The 20,572-nt window shown below is 71.5% G+C and carries 17 protein-coding genes and 5 tRNA genes; 16 read left to right on the top strand and 6 right to left on the bottom strand.

Going from position 1 to position 20,572, the window contains the following annotated elements:
* Positions 1–9: 9 nt before the first annotated feature.
* From gltX to ACWD3O_RS07475, 3 genes are all read right to left on the bottom strand, one after another.
* On the bottom strand, positions 10–1,485 hold the full coding sequence (gene gltX, locus ACWD3O_RS07485) for a glutamate--tRNA ligase (protein WP_451415135.1): 1,476 nt from the start codon (positions 1,483–1,485) through the stop codon (positions 10–12).
* On the bottom strand, positions 1,478–2,254 hold the full coding sequence (locus ACWD3O_RS07480; RefSeq protein WP_451412638.1) for a fumarylacetoacetate hydrolase family protein: 777 nt from the start codon (positions 2,252–2,254) through the stop codon (positions 1,478–1,480). The genes gltX and ACWD3O_RS07480 overlap by 8 nt, the downstream gene beginning before the upstream one ends.
* A gap of 105 nt (positions 2,255–2,359) precedes the next feature.
* Positions 2,360–2,539 (bottom strand): hypothetical protein, encoded by a 180-nt coding sequence (locus tag ACWD3O_RS07475; RefSeq protein WP_451412637.1) that lies wholly within the window; start codon positions 2,537–2,539, stop codon positions 2,360–2,362.
* Positions 2,540–3,162: 623 nt separating this feature from the next.
* On the opposite strand from ACWD3O_RS07475, the gene ACWD3O_RS07470 reads away from it, so the two are divergent.
* The 8 genes from ACWD3O_RS07470 to ACWD3O_RS07435 all read left to right on the top strand — a co-directional run bounded on the left by ACWD3O_RS07470 (position 3,163) and on the right by ACWD3O_RS07435 (position 13,689).
* On the top strand, positions 3,163–6,996 hold the full coding sequence (locus ACWD3O_RS07470; protein WP_451415134.1) for a nitrate- and nitrite sensing domain-containing protein: 3,834 nt from the start codon (positions 3,163–3,165) through the stop codon (positions 6,994–6,996).
* The gene (locus tag ACWD3O_RS07465; protein ID WP_451415133.1) at positions 6,997–7,419 is read left to right on the top strand and encodes a roadblock/LC7 domain-containing protein; all 423 of its coding nucleotides are present in this window, start codon (positions 6,997–6,999) and stop codon (positions 7,417–7,419) included. It abuts the gene before it with no gap.
* Positions 7,420–7,530: 111 nt separating this feature from the next.
* Positions 7,531–7,923 carry a DUF742 domain-containing protein gene (locus tag ACWD3O_RS07460; protein ID WP_451412634.1) on the top strand — a complete coding sequence of 131 codons (393 nt, stop codon included), beginning with the start codon at positions 7,531–7,533 and terminating at the stop codon, positions 7,921–7,923.
* On the top strand, positions 7,904–8,479 hold the full coding sequence (locus ACWD3O_RS07455) for a GTP-binding protein (RefSeq protein WP_451412633.1): 576 nt from the start codon (positions 7,904–7,906) through the stop codon (positions 8,477–8,479). Before ACWD3O_RS07460 ends, ACWD3O_RS07455 begins: the two co-directional genes overlap by 20 nt.
* A 465-nt stretch (positions 8,480–8,944) precedes the next feature.
* Entirely contained in the window at positions 8,945–12,019 is a 3,075-nt protein-coding gene (locus ACWD3O_RS07450; protein ID WP_451415132.1) for a nitrate- and nitrite sensing domain-containing protein, read from the top strand.
* A 10-nt stretch (positions 12,020–12,029) separates the two neighbouring features.
* On the top strand, positions 12,030–12,443 hold the full coding sequence (locus ACWD3O_RS07445) for a roadblock/LC7 domain-containing protein (protein ID WP_166021041.1): 414 nt from the start codon (positions 12,030–12,032) through the stop codon (positions 12,441–12,443).
* Positions 12,444–12,539: 96 nt separating this feature from the next.
* Positions 12,540–13,127, top strand: coding sequence for a DUF742 domain-containing protein (locus ACWD3O_RS07440; RefSeq protein WP_451412631.1), 588 nt, complete (start codon positions 12,540–12,542; stop codon positions 13,125–13,127).
* Positions 13,108–13,689 (top strand): GTP-binding protein, encoded by a 582-nt coding sequence (locus tag ACWD3O_RS07435; protein ID WP_159535964.1) that lies wholly within the window; start codon positions 13,108–13,110, stop codon positions 13,687–13,689. The genes ACWD3O_RS07440 and ACWD3O_RS07435 overlap by 20 nt, the downstream gene beginning before the upstream one ends.
* 173 nt (positions 13,690–13,862) lie before the next feature.
* Here ACWD3O_RS07435 and ACWD3O_RS07430 read toward each other — a convergent pair whose 3' ends face one another.
* Together ACWD3O_RS07430 and ACWD3O_RS07425 are read right to left on the bottom strand one after the other, a co-directional pair.
* Complete coding sequence (locus tag ACWD3O_RS07430) at positions 13,863–14,060, bottom strand: acyl-CoA carboxylase subunit epsilon (RefSeq protein ID WP_451412630.1); 198 nt, start codon at positions 14,058–14,060, stop codon at positions 13,863–13,865.
* An 11-nt stretch (positions 14,061–14,071) separates the two neighbouring features.
* Positions 14,072–15,676 (bottom strand): acyl-CoA carboxylase subunit beta, encoded by a 1,605-nt coding sequence (locus ACWD3O_RS07425; protein WP_451412629.1) that lies wholly within the window; start codon positions 15,674–15,676, stop codon positions 14,072–14,074.
* Positions 15,677–16,058: 382 nt separating this feature from the next.
* Here ACWD3O_RS07425 and ACWD3O_RS07420 point away from each other — a divergent pair, with 382 nt between their 5' ends.
* From ACWD3O_RS07420 to ACWD3O_RS07385, 8 genes are all read left to right on the top strand, one after another.
* Positions 16,059–16,655, top strand: coding sequence for a YceI family protein (locus ACWD3O_RS07420; protein ID WP_451415131.1), 597 nt, complete (start codon positions 16,059–16,061; stop codon positions 16,653–16,655).
* 154 nt (positions 16,656–16,809) lie between these two features.
* Complete coding sequence (locus ACWD3O_RS07415) at positions 16,810–18,333, top strand: hypothetical protein (RefSeq protein WP_451415130.1); 1,524 nt, start codon at positions 16,810–16,812, stop codon at positions 18,331–18,333.
* A complete protein-coding gene (locus tag ACWD3O_RS07410) occupies positions 18,330–19,061 on the top strand; it encodes an HAD family hydrolase (RefSeq protein WP_451415129.1) in 732 nt (243 codons plus the stop codon). Before ACWD3O_RS07415 ends, ACWD3O_RS07410 begins: the two co-directional genes overlap by 4 nt.
* A gap of 94 nt (positions 19,062–19,155) precedes the next feature.
* A tRNA-Gln gene (locus ACWD3O_RS07405) sits at positions 19,156–19,227 on the top strand.
* Between the two features lie 21 nt (positions 19,228–19,248).
* Positions 19,249–19,321, top strand: a tRNA-Glu gene (locus ACWD3O_RS07400).
* A gap of 28 nt (positions 19,322–19,349) precedes the next feature.
* Positions 19,350–19,422: transfer RNA gene (locus ACWD3O_RS07395), tRNA-Glu, on the top strand.
* Between the two features lie 22 nt (positions 19,423–19,444).
* Positions 19,445–19,516, top strand: a tRNA-Gln gene (locus ACWD3O_RS07390).
* Between the two features lie 28 nt (positions 19,517–19,544).
* Positions 19,545–19,617: transfer RNA gene (locus ACWD3O_RS07385), tRNA-Glu, on the top strand.
* A gap of 110 nt (positions 19,618–19,727) precedes the next feature.
* Here ACWD3O_RS07385 and ndgR read toward each other — a convergent pair.
* Complete coding sequence (gene ndgR / locus ACWD3O_RS07380) at positions 19,728–20,444, bottom strand: IclR family transcriptional regulator NdgR (RefSeq protein WP_328982244.1); 717 nt, start codon at positions 20,442–20,444, stop codon at positions 19,728–19,730.
* Positions 20,445–20,572 lie beyond the last annotated feature (128 nt).

The raw sequence follows: 20,572 nt of genomic DNA, 5'->3' as shown, positions 1-20,572 counted from the left end.
GGAAACGCGTTACGCCGCCAGCTTCGCCAGGGCCGCGTCGATGCGGGTCAGCGTGGTGTCCTTGCCGAGGACCTCCAGCGACTCGAAGAGCGGCAGGCCCACGGTGCGGCCGGTGACCGCCACGCGGACCGGGGCCTGGGCCTTGCCCAGCTTGAGGCCGTGGGCCTCGCCGGCGGCCAGGACGGCCTCCTTCAGGGAGTCCGCGGAGGACCAGTCGGCGGCCTCCAGCTTCTCGCGCGCCGTGCGCAGCAGCGCGTCCGAGCCCTCCTTCATCGCCTTCGTCCACGACGCCTCGTCGAAGACCGGCTCCGGCAGGAAGAGGAAGTCGACGTTGGCGGTGATCTCGGAGAGCACCTTCAGCCGGGTCTGCGCGTGCGGCGCGATCGCCGCCCACTTGGCCTCGTCGAAGTCCTCCGGCGCCCACGGGGCGAACGGCGCCCGCAGCCACGGCTCGCAGCGGGCCGCGAACTCCTTCGGGTCCAGCATCCGGATGTGGTCGCCGTTGATGGCCTCGCACTTCTTGAGGTCGAAGCGCGCCGGGTTGGGGTTGACGTCCTTCAGGTCGAACGCGGCCACCATCTCCTCGACGGAGAAGACGTCACGGTCGGCGGAGAGCGACCAGCCCAGCAGGGAGAGGTAGTTGAGCAGGCCCTCGGGCAGGAAGCCCTGCTCGCGGTAGAGGTTGAGCGAGGCCTGCGGGTCGCGCTTGGACAGCTTCTTGTTGCCCTCGCCCATCACGTACGGCAGGTGGCCGAAGCGCGGGACGGCCTTGGCGATGCCCAGCTCGATCAGCGCGCCGTAGAGCGCGATCTGCCGCGGGGTGGAGGAGAGCAGGTCCTCGCCGCGCAGGACGTGGGTGATCTCCATCAGCGCGTCGTCGACCGGGTTCACCAGCGTGTACAGCGGCGCGCCGTTGGCCCGGACGATGCCGTAGTCCGGCACGTTCTCCGGGGCGAAGGTCAGCTCGCCGCGGACCAGGTCGTCGAAGGTGATCGTGGTGTCCGGCATCCGGAAGCGCACGATCGGCCGGCGGCCCTCCGCCTCGTAGGCGGCGACCTGCTCGGCGGTCAGCTCGCGGCAGTGGCCGTCGTAGCCGGACGGGCGGCCGGCCGCGCGGGCGGCCTCGCGGCGCTCGTCGAGCTCCTCGGTGGAGCAGTAGCAGTGGTAGGCGTGGCCGCCGTCCAGCAGCTTCTGCGCGACGTCGCGGTAGATGTCCATCCGCTGCGACTGCCGGTACGGGGCGTGCGGGCCGCCGACCTCCGGGCCCTCGTCCCAGTCGAAGCCCAGCCAGCGCATCGAGTCGAGGAGCTGCTCGTACGACTCCTCCGAGTCGCGGGCCGCGTCGGTGTCCTCGATGCGGAAGACCAGGGTGCCCTGGTGGCGCCGGGCGAACGCCCAGTTGAACAGGGCGGTGCGCACCAGACCCACGTGGGGGTTACCGGTGGGGGAGGGGCAGAAACGAACACGGACTGGTGCGCTAGCCACGCTTGACAACCTTGTTGGTGAGAGTGCCGATGCCTTCGATGGAGACGGCGACCTCGTCGCCGTCCTGGAGCGGGCCGACGCCCGCCGGGGTGCCGGTGAGGATCACGTCGCCCGGCAGCAGCGTCATCGCCGCCGAGATGTTCACGACCAGGTCCTCGACGGAGTTGACCATCTGCGCGGTGGTGCCGAGCTGACGCTGCTGCCCGTTGACCGTGCACTGGACGGCGAGGTCGGACGGGTCCAGCTCGGTCTCGATCCAGGGACCGAGCGGGCAGGACGTGTCGAAGCCCTTGGCCCGCGCCCACTGCTGCTCGCGGCGCTGCACGTCGCGGGCGGTGACGTCGTTGGCGCAGGTGTAGCCGAGGATCACGTCCTTGACGCGCTCCTTGGGGACCTCGCGGCACATCCGCCCGATCACCACGGCCAGCTCGGCCTCGTGGTGGAGCTCCTGGGAGAAGGACGGGTACTGGATGACGTCGCCGGAGCCGATCACGGAGGTGGACGGCTTGAAGAAGGCGAACGGCTCCGCGGCCGCCTCCCCGCCCATCTCCGCCGCGTGCTCCGCGTAGTTGCGGCCGAACGCGACGACCTTGCTGGGCAGGACGGGCGGCAGGAGGCGGACCTTGCTCAGCGGGACCTTGGTGCCGGAGAGCTCGAATTCCGCGAACGGGATGCCCTTGATGATGTCGAGGACGAGTTCGTCCTGCTGGTCGCCCTCGACCACGCCGAAGGCGACGTTCCCGTCGATGGAGAATCTGGCGATGCGCACGGGATCCTGGTGCCCCTCACTGAGCTGCCGGCCGGAGTCTGACGCTCCAGGCTAACGCGGAGGAGGGGGCCGGGGTGGCGCACCGCCCGGACGGCGCCGGGCCGGCTACTCGGCGGCGCGGACCGGGACCTCGTTCAGCACCGTGCGCCGGGGGTTCGCGGTCTGCGCCGGCAGGTCGACGGAGTGCTCCCGCTCCTCGCCGAGCAGGTGCGCGGCGTCTTCCAGGTGCGCCAGGGTGGTGCGGCGCGGGTTGGCGGTGATGCGGGCGCTCATGTTCGTCTTCACTGTCGTTCGGACCCCTCGGGATGCGGGTACTGCTGCGTCGGCGGCCGCCGACGGCATCGCCGGCGGTCCTGTCAAGGGTTCAGACTAAAACGTCAGGCTAAGCGCGGCCCTCCCGGTCCGAGGGGTGAAGGGTGCGTGAAACGTTAGTGATTTTCCTCACGCGGAGGGCCGTCATTTCCGGCAGAACGGGTCATTCGGACGGAGAGGCATATCGGGCATACCCAAGTGAAAGTCTGCATTCCGCTCCCGATCATCGCGACTGGGACAACGGGGCGCGCCCGGCGGAACCTGGGGAAACTTCCGGTTTGTCCGAGATGGACCTCCACGCCCGGTGACATGCTCGGTACACGGTGTCATCTGGGTCACGGGCTCCCCTACGGGCCTTGTTGAGGATCGGCCACTGTGCTGGAATTCCACGGACCGTCGTGGGAGCACCATGCCGACGCTCCGGCGTGACACAGCCGCGGGCGGCGGTTCAGGAGGGGGAAGAAGCGCCGGTCCATCCGACCGCGAAGGTCACTTCACGACCACACAACGGGGGCGCCGCCCGAACGCGCCCTCGCATACGCCGACACCGTTCCTTCCCCCCGGGAGGGACGCCTGGTCCAGAGGTTGCGACGCTAGTGCAGGGACGTTTCAAGAGGGATGGCAGCGCTTCGGCGGAGCCGGAGCCACACAACGGGACCGCACGCGGTGCCTCGCCCCAGCACGCCCAGCCCCCGGGCCAGGGACAGGGACCGGACGCCGCCCCCGCGGCCCCGCCCCTGAAGCCGGTGGGCAACGGACCGACGGGCCCGGGCTCCCGGGTGGCCCTGCGCAACTGGCGCATCTCCACCCGTCTGGTGTCGCTCCTCGCGCTGCCCGTGGTCGCCGCGACCACCCTGGGCGGCCTGCGCATCAGCGACTCGCTCGAGGACATGCAGCAGCTGGAGAACATGCAGCTGCTCACCGAGATGACCAAGCAGGCCACCGAGCTGGCCGAGGCGCTCCAGGAGGAGCGCGACGTCACCGCCGGCCCCCTCGCCCACGACGGCAAGGACGGCGACTACCGCGTCAAGACGCCCCGCGAGCGGACCGACCGCGCCAAGGCCCAGTTCCTCAAGGACACCGAGGCGGTCGACGCCCAGCTCAGCGACGGCCAGCTCCAGGGCGTGCGCGACAGCCTCGTCGGCCTGGTCGGCGAGCTGCGCGACCTGAACAAGCTCCGCAAGAACGCCTACGACGCCGACGACAACGCCACCCAGACCGTCGAGTCGTACCACCGGGTCATCACCCAGCTGCTCGACCTGTCCACCGACATGGCCGAGGCGACCAGCAACCCGGAGATGATCCAGCGCACCCGCGCCCTGGCGGCCTTCTCCAGCGCCAAGGAGTACGCGTCCATGCAGCGCGCGGTCATCGCCGCCTCGCTGCCCAAGGACGCCTCCTCGTTCGCCGACATCTCCGAGAACGACCGCCTCTACGGCGAGGCCGCCGTCGAGGGCGAGAAGAGCGAGCTGGACACCTTCCGGACCATCTACGGCTCCGGCGCCCAGAAGACGCTCGACCCGCTGGGCAACAACAGCGTGATCGAGGCCGCGGACAAGTACGCGGACACCGTGCTCAGCCCCAACGGCAGCCGCAACGTGGGCAAGCAGTCCTACCAGGACTGGGTGGACGACGCCTCCACCAAGCTGGAGTCGATGAGCAGCATCGAGCACACGCTCCTCGAGGAGATGGAGCAGAAGGCCCGCGAGCTGCAGTCCGAGGCCCAGCGCGAGGCGCTGATCTCCGGTGTCCTGATCCTCGTCGTGCTCGGCGTGTCCCTGGTCGGCGCCTTCGTGGTGGCCCGCTCCATGATCCGCTCGCTGCGCCGGCTGCAGGACACCGCGACCAAGGTCGCCAAGGACCGCCTGCCCGAGCTGGTCAAGCAGCTCTCCGAGGCCGACCCGCAGGACGTCGACACCACCGTCGAGTCGGTCGGTGTGCACTCCCGCGACGAGATCGGCCAGGTGGCCGCGGCCTTCGACGACGTGCACCGCGAGGCGGTCCGCCTCGCCGCCGAGCAGGCCCTGCTCCGGGGCAACGTCAACGCGATGTTCACCAACCTCTCGCGCCGCTCGCAGGGTCTCATCCAGCGCCAGCTGACCCTCATCTCCGAGCTGGAGTCCCGCGAGGCCGACCCCGACCAGCTCTCCTCGCTGTTCAAGCTCGACCACCTCGCCACCCGCATGCGCCGTAACGGCGAGAACCTCCTCGTCCTCGCGGGCGAGGAGCCCGGCCGCCGCTGGACCCGGCCGGTCCCGCTGGTCGACGTGCTGCGCGCCGCGGCCTCCGAGGTGGAGCAGTACGAGCGCATCGAGCTGGCCACGGTCCCCAAGACCGAGATCGCCGGCCGCGTCGTCAACGACCTCGTGCACCTGCTCGCCGAGCTGCTGGAGAACGCCACCTCGTTCTCCTCCCCGCAGACCAAGGTCCGGGTCACCGGTCACGCCCTGCCCGACGGCCGGGCGCTGATCGAGATCCACGACACCGGCATCGGCCTCTCGCCCGAGGACCTGTCCGCGATCAACGAGCGCCTCGCCGCACCGCCCACGGTGGACGTGTCCGTCTCCCGCCGCATGGGTCTGTTCGTGGTCGGCCGTCTGTCGCAGCGCCACGGCATCCGCATCCAGCTCCGTCCCTCGGACTCCGGCGGCACCACCGCGCTGGTCATGCTCCCGGTGGACGTTGCCCAGGGCGACAAGAAGGCGGTGCCGAAGGCCGGCCAGAGCGGCCAGGGCGGCGGCGGCATCGCCGCGGCCGCGGCCGGCGCGGCAGCGGCCCGGCGTGGCGGCGGCACGGCGATCGGCTCGGGCGCCCGTCCGGCGCTGCCCGGCCGTGACTCCGGCGGTCCCGGCGGTCCCGGCGGCGGCTTCGGCCAGGGTGGTCCCGGCCAGGGCGGCATGCCCGGCGGCGGGCCCGGCCAGGGCCGTCCCGGCGCCGGGTTCGGCGGCGGCCCCTCCGCCCAGGCTCCGACCCCGCAGGCCCCGGCTCCGCAGGCCCCGGCCCCCCAGGGCCAGGCCGCGCAGTCCCCGCAGGCCGGCTTCCCGGGCGTGCCCGGGCCGCAGCAGAACCGCGGCCAGGTTCCCGCGCAGCGCACCGGTTCCGCCCCCACCCCGCACCCGGGCCGCCCCGGCCAGGGCAACGCGCAGGGCATGGGCCAGGGCAACGCGCAGGGCCAGGGCGGCGGCGCCCCCCAGCAGGGCCGCCCGCAGTCCGGTCAGTCCGGTCAGCCCGGCCGGCGCCAGCCCCAGCTGCCGGCCTCCGGCGGCGTCCCGCGCGCGGAGCTCCCCGGCGGAACCGGCCCGCAGCACCGCCGTCCGGCCGGCTCCCCGCTCGACGGTCCGCGCGGGCACGAGGAGTTCCAGCAGACCTCCCAGATGCCGCGGATCGAGGACCCGCAGGGCCCGGGCTCCACGGCGCAGTTCCCGCGCCCGGACTTCGACGCCCCCGTCCCGCCGCAGCAGCCCCCGGCCCCCGGCCAGCAGCACCCGCAGCAGGGTGCCAGCCCCGAGCAGCCGCAGGCTCCGCAGTACGGCGCCACCCCGGGCGCCGGCCAGTACCCGCAGCAGGGCTACGGGGCCGTGCCGCAGGACCCCTCGTCCACCGGCCAGTTCCCGGCGCAGGACTCGTCGTCCACGGGCCAGTACCCGGCTCCGGGCCAGTACCCGGCGCAGGACTCGTCGTCCACGGGTCAGTTCCCGGCTCCGGGCCAGTACCCGGCGCAGGACCCGTCGTCCACGGGCCAGTTCCCGGCTCCGGGCCAGTACCCGGCGCAGGACCCGTCGTCCACCGGCCAGTTCGCCCAGCCGCAGGCCGGCGGGCAGCAGGGCTACGGCGGTTACGGCGCGCAGCAGCCCCAGCAGCCCCAGCAGGGCGACCTGCCGCCGGCCAACGGCCGTGCGGACGGCGGCACCCCGCTGTTCGACTCGCTGGAGACCAACTGGTTCCGCGGCCAGCAGCAGGCCGCGGGCCAGCAGCAGGCGGCCCCGCAGGGCCGGCCGCAGCAGCCGCAGGGCGGCCGTCCGAACGGTCCGCAGCAGCAGGGACCGGGGCAGGCCCGCCGCCCGCAGCAGCCCGCGCAGGGCACCCCCCAGCAGCAGCGGCCCGGCGCCGGGGCTCCGGCCCAGCGGCCGTCGGCGGCCCCCTGGCGCAGCTCGCCCAACGACGAGCTGTCCCGCCAGGCAGAGCGCGCCCGCAAGCCCAGCGCGGGCGGCGTCACGACGTCCGGCCTGCCGCGCCGGGTGCCCAAGGCGAACCTCGTCCCGGGCACGGCGCAGCAGAACCAGCACACCGGCGGGCCGCAGGTCTCCCGCGCGCCCGACGCCGTGCGAGGCCGGCTGACCAATCTCCGCCGGGGCATCGCACAGGGACGGCAGGCCTCCTCGGGCCAGACCGGTTCCTACCCGAGCCCCACTCACCAGCAGGAGCGCTAGTTGAGCCCGATGAGCCAGGCGGCACAGAACCTGAACTGGTTGATCACGAACTTCGTGGACAACACGCCCGGGGTCTCCCACACCGTCGTCGTCTCCGCCGACGGTCTGCTCCTGGCGATGTCCGAGGGCTTCCCGCGTGACCGCGCCGACCAGCTCGCCGCGGTCGCGTCGGGGCTCACCTCGCTGACCGCGGGAGCCTCGCGGATCTTCGAGGGCGGCAGCGTCAACCAGACGGTCGTCGAGATGGAACGTGGTTTTCTGCTGATCATGTCCGTCTCCGACGGCTCGTCCCTGGCCGTACTCGCCCACCCCGAGTGCGACATCGGCCTGGTCGGGTACGAGATGGCGCTGCTGGTCGACCGCGCGGGCGCCGTGCTCACGCCGGACCTGCGCGCCGAGCTCCAGGGCAGCCTGCTCCGCTGAGGGCGCTGCCCGCGCCATGTGACCGACACCCCCACCGTCCGGCCGTCATGAACGCAACCCCCCACCGGCCAGCGGCACTTCAATCCGACTTGCTGTCCGCCCGGAGGATGCATGAACCCGCCCAACGCCGCTCACGATCCGTACAGAGACCAGTACGGTGACGAGGGGCCGCTGGTCAGGCCCTACGCCATGACCGGCGGCCGGACCCGGCCGCGCTATCAGCTCGCCATCGAGGCGCTGATCAGCACGATCGCCAATCCGGCACAGACCCAGGGGCTGCTCCCCGAGCACCAGCGCATTTGTCACCTCTGCCGGGAGGTGAAGTCGGTGGCGGAGGTGTCCGCCCTGCTGTCCATGCCCCTGGGCGTGGCGCGGATCCTGGTCGCCGACCTCGCCGAGGCGGGCATGGTCGCCGTCCACCAGCCGGGCGGCGACGAGAACAACGGCGGTGCACCGGACGTGACACTGCTCGAAAGGGTGCTCAGTGGACTTCGCAACCTCTGACGGGGGCCGGGCGACCACCTCGGCGAAAATCGTGGTGGCGGGCGGCTTCGGCGTGGGCAAGACCACGTTCGTCAGCTCCGTCTCGGAGATCGACCCGCTGCGCACGGAGGCCGTCATGACCTCCGCCTCGGCGGGCATCGACGACCTCACCCACACGTCCGGCAAGACGACCACCACGGTCGCCATGGACTTCGGGCGCATCACGCTCGACCAGGACCTGATCCTGTACCTGTTCGGCACCCCCGGCCAGGACCGGTTCTGGTTCATGTGGGACGACCTGGTCCGCGGCGCCATCGGCGCGGTGGTTCTGGTGGACACCCGGCGTCTGGCCGACTGCTTCCCCGCGGTCGACTACTTCGAGAATTCCGGCCTGCCGTTCGTGGTGGCGCTCAACAACTTCGACGGCCACCAGCCGTACCAGCCGGAGGAGGTGCGCGAGGCCCTGCAGATCAGCGAGGGCACCCCCATCATCGCCACCGACGCCCGGCACCGCGCCGACGCGAAGGGCGCCCTGATCAACCTGGTGGAGCACGCGCTCATGGCACGGCTCCGCTAGGACCTGGCCGGCCGAGCTTCGCCGGAACCCGGTCGCGCCCCGGCGGCGCGGCCGGGTTCCGCCGTCCCCGAGGGCGCGCGGGGGCGTCGGTCGGCAGCCCGAGTGCGCTGCCGCGCAGCCCAAGTGCGCCGCCGCGCAGCACAGTTATGACCTGCCTCAACAGGCCCCTGTGGCCTGTGCCACCCGGCGTCGGGTGTTCATAACATTTCGACAGAGATATCGGTCACCTCCTGCGACAGGGCGCGGTCGGGCGATGTCGCTGCGCGCACAAACTCCCCGCCTTTTGCCGGTCGACGGTCCTTATGTCCCCTTTGCGGATGGCGTTTCGCGTGCCGTCCAGTCCCATCCGGACGTTTGGAACTGTCCCTCCCCACATGCTGGAATGCCAGAACTGCCCATTGGTCACAAGGGCCAGAGACACCGCGGCACGACGAAGGTGCCGACCGCCGAGAGGTTGTTGGTCGAGTGAGGCAACGCAAGAACGGACCCGAGCCGTCGGCGCGGGGCAACTTCACGCCGCCCCCGCGCGCGGACGAGCTGCCCGGCTCCGAGCCGGTGGCCGCGCCGGAGGCGAGCGGAGGTCGTTTCTCGCCCCGCAACTGGCGTGTGCGTACGCGTCTGAACGCGATCCTGCTCATACCCGTCGTTCTCGGCCTCATTCTGGCGGCCGTCGAGGTCAAGGGATCGATCGACACCTGGCAGGAGGCCGAGGACGCCGCGGCCACCGCGCGCATCGTCCGTGGCGCCCTCGACTACGCCGACGCCCTCTCCGAGGAGCGTGACCGCAGTGCCGCCCCGCTCCTGGAGGGCAAGGGCGCGGACAACCCGGTCGTCAAGGAGGTCCGTCAGCGGACCGACAAGGCGGCCGCCGACTTCGACAAGCTCCTCCTCGACGCCCCGGAGAACGAATCCCTCGAGCGGCGCATCCGCATCTTCGAGGACTCGAAGGACCTCCTGGCGAAGCTGCGGCAGGGCGCCTACACCAAGGCGCTCCCCGGCACCCAGACGGAGGAGGGGTACATCAAGGTCATCCACCCCCTCATGGACTTCGCCAACGAGCTCACGCTCGACGAGGGCAACGTCGTCTCCTACGGCCGTACCGCGTACGCCATCTCGCTGACCAAGGGCGCCCTGTCGCTGCAGCGCTCCGTCGGTACGCACATCCTGGTGAAGCCGGACCCGGAGACGGTCCAGCAGCAGCTGGTGACCCTCTACTCGTTCGCCTACCTCGAGCGCATCGCCATCGAGGAGTACACCGGCGCCGGCCGCGACGAGGACCACGAGCGCCTCGAGGCGGAAACGGTCGAGATCAAGCGGCAGTTCCAGAAGACGGCGACCGAGACGCCGTTCCACAAGAACCTGACCGACACCACCCAGATCATCGCCGCGATGATGAAGTACAACCCGGCCACGCCCGAGGGCGCGGCCGCCCTCGAGCAGATGGGCGTCACCGCGCAGACCTGGCAGCAGGTCAACGACCCCAAGTTCGCGGCCTACGGTGAGATCGAGGCCGACCTCGCCGACGCCGCGGTGGCGGGCTCCCAGCAGGTCGCGGACGACTCCAGGACGGCCACCTTCCTCGCCGCCGGCGCCGTGCTCATCGCGCTGATCGCCGCCTTCATCCTGGCCGGTCTCGTCGCCCGCCAGATGAGCCGCGCGATGCGCGACCTGCGGAACGCCGCCTTCGACGTCGCCGAGCAGCGCCTGCCGATGCTGGTCGACCAGCTCTCGCGCACCGACCCGGGCCGGGTCGACACCCGCGTCACCCCGATCCCGATCAGCACCACCGACGAGATCGGCGAGGTCGCCCGCGCCTTCGACCAGGTCCACCGCGAGGCGGTCCGGCTCGCCGCGGAGCAGGCCCTGCTCCGGGGCAACATCAACGCGATCTTCACCAACCTGTCGCGCCGCAACCAGTCGCTGATCGAGGGCCAGCTGACCCTGATCACCGACCTCGAGAACAACGAGGCCGACCCGGACCAGCTGGAGAACCTCTTCAAGCTGGACCACCTGGCGACCCGCATGCGCCGCAACGGCGAGAACCTCCTGGTCCTCGCCGGCGAGGAGCCCGGCCGCCGCTGGGACCAGCCGGTCCCGCTGGTCGACATTTTGCGCGCCGCCTCCTCCGAGGTGGAGCAGTACGAGCGCATCGAACTGGCCGGCGTGCCCGAGGCCGAGATCCACGGCCGCGCCGTGACCGACCTCGTGCACCTGCTGGCCGAGCTGCTGGAGAACGCCACCACGTTCTCCTCCCCGCAGACCAAGGTCCGCGTCACCGCGACCCGTCTGCCCGACGGCCGCATCATGATCGAGATCCACGACAAGGGCATCGGCCTCACCGCCGAGGACTTCGCGGACATCAACCACAAGCTGGCCAACCCGCCGACCGTGGACGCCGCGATCTCCCAGCACATGGGCCTCTTCGTGGTCGGCCGCCTGTCGGACCGGCACGGCATCCGCGTCCAGCTCCGCCCCTCGGGCGAGCAGGCCGGCACCACCTCGCTGGTCATGCTCCCGGACAACATCACCCACGGCGGCGCCGCCCAGGACCTGCCGGCGGACGAGTTCACCGTCTCGCAGATCATCCCGGAGCAGCCGTTCCAGCAGGCCGCCGTCGAGCAGGCCCCGCTGCGGACCGCCGCCGAGCTGGGCTTCGACGACACCCGCTACCAGCAGGTGCCGGAGGACGTCCGCGAGCTCGACCCGGTCGGCCGCCAGATGCTCCGCGAGGAGCGCCGCGCCGCGCTGGAGGCCCAGGTCCACCAGCAGGGCTTCGGCGACGACCAGGGCTACGGCGAGGGCCTGCAGCAGGGCCAGGGCCAGGGCCAGACCTTCCAGGACGGTCAGGGCTACCAGGACGGCGGCTACGACCAGCAGGGCTACCAGGACCAGCAGAACTACGACGAGTCGTACTACGCCCCTGAGAACGGCTACGAGCAGGGCTATGCGGACGCCGGTCAGGGCGGCGCCCCGGCCGAGGGCCAGGACGCCTACCAGAACTACGGCGAGCAGCCCTACCAGGACGACTGGCAGCAGCAGCAGGGTTACGGCAACGGCTACGGCGACGGTTACGCCCAGGAAACGGAATCCCCGCAGGGGCCTGACGTGGGCATGCGTGACGGCGTAGGCTTCGGCCAGGGCCCGGCGACCACCGACGCCGGACTTCCCCGGCGCGGAGGCTTCACGGGCGGGCCCGGTCAGGGCAACGGTCAGGAGCAGGCCCCCGCGGGCGACGACTGGCGTACGTCCAACGACGACCGCTGGGAGTCCGCCTCCAAGCTCCGCAAGCCCAAGGCGGGCGGAGTCACCTCCTCCGGCCTGCCGAAGCGGGTGCCCAAGGCGAACCTCGTGGAGGGAACCGCCGAGGCGACCCCGCAGGGCGGCCCGCAGGTCTCCCGCAACCCCGACGAAGTGCGGGGCCGGCTGAGCAACCTGCGGCGGGGCGTCCAGCGCGGACGCACCGCCGGGAACGAAACGAACGGCCAGGCCGACGGGAACCAGTTCCGTGGTCCTGACAGCACCTACAACCAGGAGCGTTAGTGTGAGCCCGATGAGCCAGGCGGCGCAGAACCTGAACTGGTTGATCACCAACTTCGTGGACAACACCCCCGGTGTTTCCCACACCGTGGTGGTCTCCGCCGACGGCCTCCTTCTGGCGATGTCGGAAGGCTTCCCCCGTGACCGTGCGGACCAGCTCGCGGCGGTCGCGTCGGGTCTGACCTCGCTGACCGCGGGAGCCTCGCGGATCTTCGAGGGCGGCCACGTGAACCAGACGGTGGTCGAGATGGAGCGGGGCTTCCTCTTCATCATGTCCATTTCGGACGGTTCGTCACTCGCGGTGCTGGCCCACCCCGACGCGGACATCGGTCTGGTCGGCTACGAGATGGCCCTCCTGGTCGACCGTGCGGGTACGGTACTTACGCCGGATCTTCGTGCGGAGCTTCAGGGGAGCCTGCTCAACTAGCAGACACCACGTGCGTCTTGGCGTCCCGAGACCGTAAGGTTTCGGGACGCGGCTTCCACACGTTGGGTGCCCGGCACAGTTGGAGGAGGAGAGAGAGTGGCAACACCCCCAGGCGGTCCGAACCCGGGCGGCTGGTCGTACGGCCAGGGCCAGAACGGGCAGCACGGCGAGCAGTCGTACGACTTTTCCTCCGCTGCGGGCCACCAGCACCAGCAGCCGTATGCTCCCCAGCACCCGCAGGGACAGGGTCACGGGCAGCAGTCTCCGTACGGGCAGCCGGCTGCCCCGTACGACCGTTCCGTGGCGCCGCAGCGGCGTAATGCCGAGCCCGGTGCGGCTGCCAAGAATCCCCTGGTGCGCCCGTACGCCATGACGGGCGGCCGTACCAGGCCCCGGTACCAGCTCGCCATCGAGGCGCTGGTGCACACCACCGCGCAGCCGCACCAGATGCAGGGGCAGCTTCCCGAGCATCAGCGGATCTGCAACCTCTGCCGGGAGATCAAGTCGGTCGCCGAGGTCTCGGCCCTGCTGCAGATCCCTCTCGGCGTGGCCAGGATCCTCGTCGCCGACTTGGCGGAGGCGGGCCTGGTCGCCATCCATCAGCCGGGCGGCGACGAGAACGCCGGCGGCCAGCCAGACGTGACACTGCTCGAAAGGGTGCTCAGTGGACTTCGCAAGCTCTAGCGGCGGTCCTTCCCGCTCCACCACCTCCGCGAAGATCGTGGTGGCGGGCGGCTTCGGCGTGGGCAAGACCACGTTCGTCGGCGCCGTCTCGGAGATCAACCCGCTGCGCACGGAGGCCGTCATGACGTCTGCTTCGGCGGGCATCGACGACCTCACCCACACCGGGGACAAGACGACCACCACGGTCGCCATGGACTTCGGCCGCATCACCCTGGACCAGGACCTGATCCTGTACCTGTTCGGCACCCCCGGCCAGGACCGGTTCTGGTTCATGTGGGACGACCTGGTCCGCGGCGCCATCGGCGCGGTGGTCCTGGTGGACACCCGGCGTCTCGCCGACTGCTTCCCCGCGGTCGACTACTTCGAGAACTCGGGTCTTCCCTTCGTCATCGCCCTGAACGGCTTCGACGGCCAGCAGCCGTACCAGCCGGAAGAGGTGCGGGAAGCGCTGCAGATCGGGCCCGACACTCCGATCATCACCACCGACGCGCGCCACCGGGCCGACGCCAAGTCGACCCTCATCACGCTCGTCGAGCACGCCCTGATGGCCCGGCTCCGCTAGCCGCCGGCCTCACCCCGGAACCCGGCGCCGCCGCCAAGGCGGCGCCGGGTTCCGGCGTTCCCGGGAGCTTTCGCGGCGTTCGGGGCGCGGCGCAGCCGCAGGAGAGCGGACGGACGAAAGGCCCGCCCACCCCCGAGGGGAGTGGACGGGCCTTTCGCGGGTGAGGTCAGCGGTCAGCGCCAGCTGTGCGGGGCGCGGAAGCCGGGCTCGCGCTCCAGGCGCCGCCAGGCGGCCCGCACGGAGCCACCGCCGTGCCCCGGCACCGAGACCGGCGCCGCGGCCGCCCGGGCCATCAGGATCGCGGTGAGGGCCGCGAGCTCCTCCGGCCCGGCCTGCCCTTTCTCCACGCGGATGTCGAACGACGAGTTCATGGGTTCGTCTCCTACTGAGGCGGGTTGCCGTGCTTGCGGGACGGCAGATCGGCGTGCTTGGTGCGGAGCATCGCGAGGGACCCGATCAGGACCTCCCGCGTCTCGGCCGGGTCGATCACGTCGTCGACCAGGCCCCGCTCCGCGGCGTAATAGGGGTGCATCAGCTCGGACTTGTACTCCTTGACCATGCGGGTGCGCATGGCCTCGGGGTCGTCGGCCTCGGCGATCCGGCGGCGGAAGATCACGTTGGCCGCGCCCTCGGCGCCCATGACCGCGATCTCGTTGGTCGGCCAGGCGTAGGTGAGGTCCGCGCCGATGGACTGGGAGTCCATGACGATGTACGCGCCGCCGTACGCCTTGCGCAGGATCAGCGAGATCCGCGGCACCGTCGCGTTGCAGTACGCGTACAGCAGCTTGGCGCCGTGCCGGATGATGCCGCCGTGCTCCTGGTCCACGCCCGGCAGGAAGCCGGGCACGTCCAGGAAGGTCAGGATCGGGATGTTGAAGGCGTCGCACATCTGGACGAAGCGCGCGGCCTTCTCGCTGGCCTCGATGTCCAGCACGCCCGCCAGCACCTGCGGCTGGTTGGCGACGATGCCCACGACCTGCCCGTCGAGCCGGCCGAGCGCGCAGATGATGTTGCGGGCCCAGCGCTCGTGGACCTCGAGGTAGTCGCCGTCGTCGACGATCTCTTCGATGACCTTCGCCATGTCGTAGGGCCGGTTGCCGTCGGCGGGGACCAGGTCCAGCAGGACGTCCGAGCGCCGGTCGGCCGGGTCCGTGGCCACCGTCTGCGGCGGGTTCTCCCGGTTGTTCTGCGGGAGCAGCGCCAGCAGGTAGCGGACCTCGGCGATGCAGGTCTCCTCGTCGTCGTACGCGAAGTGGCAGACGCCGGAGGTCTCGGCGTGGACGTCGGCACCGCCGAGGCCGTTCTGGCTGATCTCCTCGCCGGTCACGGCCTTGACCACGTCGGGGCCGGTGATGAACATCTGCGAGGTCTCGCGGACCATGAAGACGAAGTCGGTCAGGGCGGGGCTGTACGCCGCGCCGCCCGCGCACGGGCCGAGCATCACGCTGATCTGCGGGATGACGCCGGACGCCTTGGTGTTGCGCTGGAAGATGCCGCCGTAGCCGGCGAGGGCGGACACGCCCTCCTGGATCCGCGCGCCCGCGCCGTCGTTCAGCGACACCAGCGGCGCCCCCGCGGCGATGGCCATGTCCATGATCTTGTGGATCTTGGTGGCGTGGGCCTCACCCAGGGCGCCGCCGAAGATCCGGAAGTCGTGGGCGTAGACGAAGACCGTACGGCCCTCCACCGTGCCCCAGCCGGTGATCACGCCGTCCGTGTACGGCTTCTTGGCCTCCAGGCCGAACCCGGTGGCCCGGTGGCGGCGCAGCTGCTCGACCTCCCGGAAGGAGCCGGGGTCCAGCAGCAGGTCGATGCGCTCCCGTGCGGTCAGCTTGCCTTTGGCGTGCTGCGCCTCGGTGGCCCGCTCGCTCGGCCCGGCCAGTGCCCGCGCCCGGATCCCGCGCAGCTCCGCCACACGGCCCCGCGCGTCGGCCGGCTCGTTCAGGTCCTCCGTGGGCTCACCCAGTGCCTCTTCCACAACGGTCATGTAGCGACCTTACGAAGCGAGCCGGACACACCGGGCCGTCGACTCCGTACAGTGTCCGGCGCGATTTCCTGGCGCTACCGGACAGAAGGCCCCGTCCGTGCAGGCGATCCTCCTGACGAACCGCCCATGGTGTTGTGGGGACGCCACAACTGCTCTGCTCCGTCCGGGTGAGTGCGGCGCGGTGCCCGCGGTGCGTCCGGGAGAGTGAATCGGCGGGTTCTTCGGCGCGAACGGTTGAATCTTAAACAGAATGGCGCTACCTTCGTACTCGTCGGGGATTCGTTGAATCTTCAACCGAAACGCGAACCGACACCGACACCGGCACCACCGACACCACCGACATCCGCGGGCATTCGTCCGTACCGTCTCCGAGGAGCACATCATGGGCATCTTCAACCGCAGCAACGACGCCGCCGGCAACGCTCCGGTGAGCCCGGACCTCGCGGCCCTCACCGGCGACTACACCGTCGACCCCTCGCACACCACGCTCGGCTTCGTCGCCCGGCACGCCATGGTCACCAACGTCAAGGGCCAGTTCCGCGAGTTCACCGGCTCCCTGCACCTGGACGGCACCGACCCGTCGAAGTCCACCGCCTCGCTGGACATCGTCATGGACTCCATCGACACCGGCTCCGCCGACCGCGACGGCCACCTGAGGAGCGCGGACTTCTTCAAGACGGACGAGCACCCGCACATGACCTTCCGTTCCATCGCGGTCGAGGCGGCGGGCGGCGACGACTACCGCGTCACCGGCGACCTGACCATCCTCGGCGTCACCCGGCCCGTCACCATCGACCTCGAGTTCCAGGGCGCCGCCAAGGACCCGTTCGGCAACGAGCGCGTCGGCTTCGAGGGCCGCGGCGAGATCCTGCGCTCCGACTGGGGCGTCACCTGGAACGCCGCCCTGGAGACCGGTGGCGTGCTGGTGTCGGACAAGATCAAGCTCCGCTTCGACATCTCCGCGATCAAGTCCGCCTGACGCCCGTGCGCCGCGGGGGTTCCCCGCCCGGACACCGGGTGGGGAACACGCGCGTCGCCCGCCCGGGCACTCGGGCTATACGCCGTCCCCCTCCTGCGCGACGCGGTCCCCGCGCCGTCTGGGCAGGACGGCCGCCCACCGGCAGGGTGGGTCCATGCAACGTCTCGTGGACGCGCGACCCGCACTCCTGTGGCCCGCGGCGGCGGCCGCCGTCTTCACCGCGGCCCAACTCGTCCTGATCCCCGGCACCGGGCTCGGCTGGGACGAGATCGTCTACGTCACCCAGGTCGAGGGCGGCGACACCCCCGCCGCCTTCTTCTCGGCCCCCCGGGCCCGCGGGGTCAGCTGGCTCAGCGCGCCCGTCACCGCGTTCACCGGATCCGCCGCCTCCCCGGCCGCGCTCCGCGTCTACCTCGCCCTGCTCGCCGGACTGGGCCTCCTCCTCGCCCTGCGGGTGTGGCGCACGCTGCTCCCGCCCGTCGTCCTCGGCGTCGCGGGACTCTTCTTCGCCGGCCTGTGGGTCACCCTCTTCTACGGCCCCCGCGCCATGCCCAACCTCTGGTGCGCGCTCGGGGCGCTCGCCGCCACCGGCTGGTTCCTCCGCGCGGTCCGGCGCGGCCCCGGCGCCCCGGAGGACCGCCGTGCCCCCTGGCTCGCCGCGGCGGCCGTCGGCTTCGTCGCCGTGATGCGCCCCGCGGACGGCCTCTGGCTCGCCCTGCCGCTGGTGGCCGCGCCTCTCCTGGTGCCCGCCTGGCGGCGCCACCGCGCCCTGCCGCTGGTACTGGCCGCGGGCCTCGCCCTGGGTGCGCTGCCCTGGGTGGTGGAGGCCTACCAGTCCTACGGGGGTCTGTTCGCCCGGCTGCGCCGCGCGGGGGAGATCCAGGGCGGCATGGGCCTGCGCTTCGCCGTCGACGACCAGATCCGTTCCCTGGTGGGCCGCACCCTGTGCCGGCCCTGCGTCGGCCCCTGGAACCACCGGTGGACCGCGCTGTGGTGGTTCGCGCTGCCGCTGGTCACGGCCGCCGGGATCGTCCTCGCCCGGCGGGCCGGACGGGGCGCGGCCTCCGTCCTCGCCGCCGCCGTCGCGAGCTCCCTGGCCGTCACCTACCTGTTCACCATCGACTACGCCGCCCCGCGGTTCCTGCTGCCCGCCTACGCCCTGCTGGCCGTCCCGGTCGCCGAGGCGCTGGTCGCCGCCGTCCGGGCGGTGGGCCGGACCAGGGGCCGCACCCGCGCCCTGCTCGGCGGCGGCCTCGCCCTGGCGCTGTTCGGGCACGTCGCCGTCCAGCTCGCGGTGGCCGCCACGGTCACCGAGCGCAGCCGCGCCCAGCACCGGGAGCTGACCGCGGTCGCCGCCGAACTGCACCGGCTGGGGGTCCGACCGCCGTGCGTCGTCAGCGGCGACCAGTTCGTGCCCGTCGCCTACTACGCCGGCTGCTCCTCCCGGCAGCCGGTCGGCGGCCACGACGGCAGCATCACGGTGGCCGGGCTGCTGCGCCTCCAGCGCTCCTCGCCGCTCGCCGTGATCACCGTCGACGGCCGCCGCCCACCCGGCTACGCGGACGGCTGGCGGCCCGTGGAGCTCGCGGGCGGGCACGTCGCCTGGCTGCCGCCGGAGGGACCGGACGGGCGGGACCGGGGACAGGCGGCGCCCGGCGGGCGTACCGTCGGACCATGACCATCGAGGCCGTGGTGTGGGACGTGGACGACACCCTCTTCGACTACCGCACCGCCGACCGCAGCGGAATCGCCGCCCATCTCGCCGCCGAGGGCCTGGGGGCGGCGTACGAGAGCCCCGACCACGCCCTCGCGCGCTGGCGCGAGGTGACCGAGCTGCACTGGGCGCGCTTCGCCGCCGGGGAGGTCACCTACGAGGAGCACCGGCGGGACCGGGTGCGCACCTTCACCGGACGGGACCTCGACGACGCCGCGGCGGACGCCTGGTTCGACCGGTACATCGTCCACTACGAGTCCGCCTGGGCCCTGTTCCCGGACTTCCTCCCGGCCCTCGACGCGCTGGTGCCCAGTCACCGGCACGCGGTGCTCTCCAACTCCAGCCTGCGCGTGCAGGAGCGCAAGCTGCGGACGCTGGGCGTGCTGGACCGGTTCGAGGCGGTGCTCTGCGCCGCCGAACTGGGCGTCTCCAAGCCGGCCGCCGAGGCCTTCCACGCGGCGTGCGAGGCCCTGCGGCTGCCGCCGGAGCGCGTCGCCTACGTGGGCGACCACCCCGACATCGACGGGCGGGGCGCGGCCGAGGCCGGCCTGCTCTCCGTGTGGATCGACCGTCACGGCGAGGAGCCCGGCGGGCCACGGGAGCTTCCCTGGCGGCGGATCCGCAGCCTGGCGGAGCTGCCCGGGGTGCTGGGGTCGGAAACCCGTTTTGGAGCACGGTCCACCTTCGGGTAATGTTCTTCCTGCGCCGAGGGAAACGGGCCGAACGGGCCGGGACCGGAAGCGCGACAAGAGAACAAGATCCCCCGCACGGGGGCTTGCGTTCCAGTGGCCTATGGTGTAATTGGCAGCACGACTGATTCTGGTTCAGTTAGTCTTGGTTCGAGTCCAGGTAGGCCAGCTCGCAGAGCTCATCTGCAAAGCCCCCGTTGTGTAGCGGCCTAGCACGCCGCCCTCTCAAGGCGGTAGCGCCGGTTCGAATCCGGTCGGGGGTACTGGTTCTCTTCGGAGGATCGCCAAAAGGCCCCCGTTGTGTAGCGGCCTAGCACGCCGCCCTCTCAAGGCGGTAGCGCCGGTTCGAATCCGGTCGGGGGTACAAACTGGTCTATACCATGTATTGGTCTATGGTGTAATTGGCAGCACGACTGATTCTGGTTCAGTTAGTCTTGGTTCGAGTCCAGGTAGACCAGCTCGGATCTGCGGAAACGCAAGATCCTCGCCCCCGTTGTGTAGCGGCCTAGCACGCCGCCCTCTCAAGGCGGTAGCGCCGGTTCGAATCCGGTCGGGGGTACGTGTAGGAGAAGGGTCCCGTTCGAAAGAACGGGGCCCTTTCTCGTGGTGGAGTGAGCAGGAAGACGGCCCGGGCCCGCCCATCGGGGCGGACACGGGCCGCGGGAGATGTCAGCCGGTGCGCCGCAGTGCCTCGGAGAGCCGCGTGGCCGCGTCTATGACGGCCTGCGCGTGCATCCGGCCCGGGTGCCGGGTGAGGCGCTCGATCGGACCGGAGACGGAGACCGCGGCCACCACCCGGTTCGACGGGCCGCGCACGGGGGCGGACACCGAGGCCACGCCCGGCTCGCGCTCGCCGATGGACTGGGCCCAGCCGCGGCGGCGCACGCCGGAGAGCGCGGTGGCGGTGAAACGGGCGCCCTGCAGGCCGCGGTGGAGCCGCTCCGGCTCCTCCCAGGCCATCAGGATCTGCGCCGACGAACCGGCCTTCATGGTCAGCGTCGACCCCACGGGCACGGTGTCCCGCAGTCCGGACAGGCGCTCGGCGGCGGCGACGCAGATCCGCATGTCGCCCTGGCGGCGGTAGAGCTGGGCGCTCTCGCCGGTGACGTCGCGCAGATGCGTGAGCACCGGGCCGGCGGTGGCCAGGAGCCGGTCCTCGCCGGCCGCCGCGGCCAGCTCGGCCAGGCGCGGCCCGAGAATGAAACGGCCCTGCATGTCGCGCGCGACCATGCGGTGATGCTCCAGTGCCACGGCCAGACGGTGGGCCGTGGGCCTTGCCAGTCCGGTCGCCGCGACCAGACCCGCGAGGGTGGCCGGACCGGACTCGAGAGCGCTCAGCACAAGGGCTGCCTTGTCCAGAACGCCGACGCCGCTGCTGTTGTCCATGCAACGATACTCGCGTCTCACTCTGTGAAACGCAAGTTCACTTTCCCGTGGAACGCGCCACTCTGGGAGGCGTGGCGTCGTGGTCGCCGATCGCGGCCACCACCTGAGTCTCAAGAAGTGCGGGGCCG

It is taken from the genome of Streptomyces sp. NPDC002640 (assembly GCF_053592575.1).
The sequence above is the reverse complement of the archived record's forward strand: the minus strand, read 5'-3'. Positions and strand labels throughout refer to the sequence as shown.

Bases quoted from the DNA above. Each gene is read 5' to 3' on its own strand.
- ACWD3O_RS07460 (WP_451412634.1), top strand. From the start codon at position 7,531: ATGAACCCGCCCAACGCCGCTCACGATCCGTACAGAGACCAGTACGGT.
- ACWD3O_RS07445 (WP_166021041.1), top strand. From the start codon at position 12,030: ATGAGCCAGGCGGCGCAGAACCTGAACTGGTTGATCACCAACTTCGTG.
- ACWD3O_RS07430 (WP_451412630.1), bottom strand. From the start codon at position 14,060: ATGAACTCGTCGTTCGACATCCGCGTGGAGAAAGGGCAGGCCGGGCCG.
- ACWD3O_RS07425 (WP_451412629.1), bottom strand. From the start codon at position 15,676: ATGACCGTTGTGGAAGAGGCACTGGGTGAGCCCACGGAGGACCTGAAC.
- ACWD3O_RS07420 (WP_451415131.1), top strand. From the start codon at position 16,059: ATGGGCATCTTCAACCGCAGCAACGACGCCGCCGGCAACGCTCCGGTG.
- ACWD3O_RS07415 (WP_451415130.1), top strand. From the start codon at position 16,810: ATGCAACGTCTCGTGGACGCGCGACCCGCACTCCTGTGGCCCGCGGCG.
- ACWD3O_RS07410 (WP_451415129.1), top strand. From the start codon at position 18,330: ATGACCATCGAGGCCGTGGTGTGGGACGTGGACGACACCCTCTTCGAC.
- ndgR (WP_328982244.1), bottom strand. From the start codon at position 20,444: ATGGACAACAGCAGCGGCGTCGGCGTTCTGGACAAGGCAGCCCTTGTG.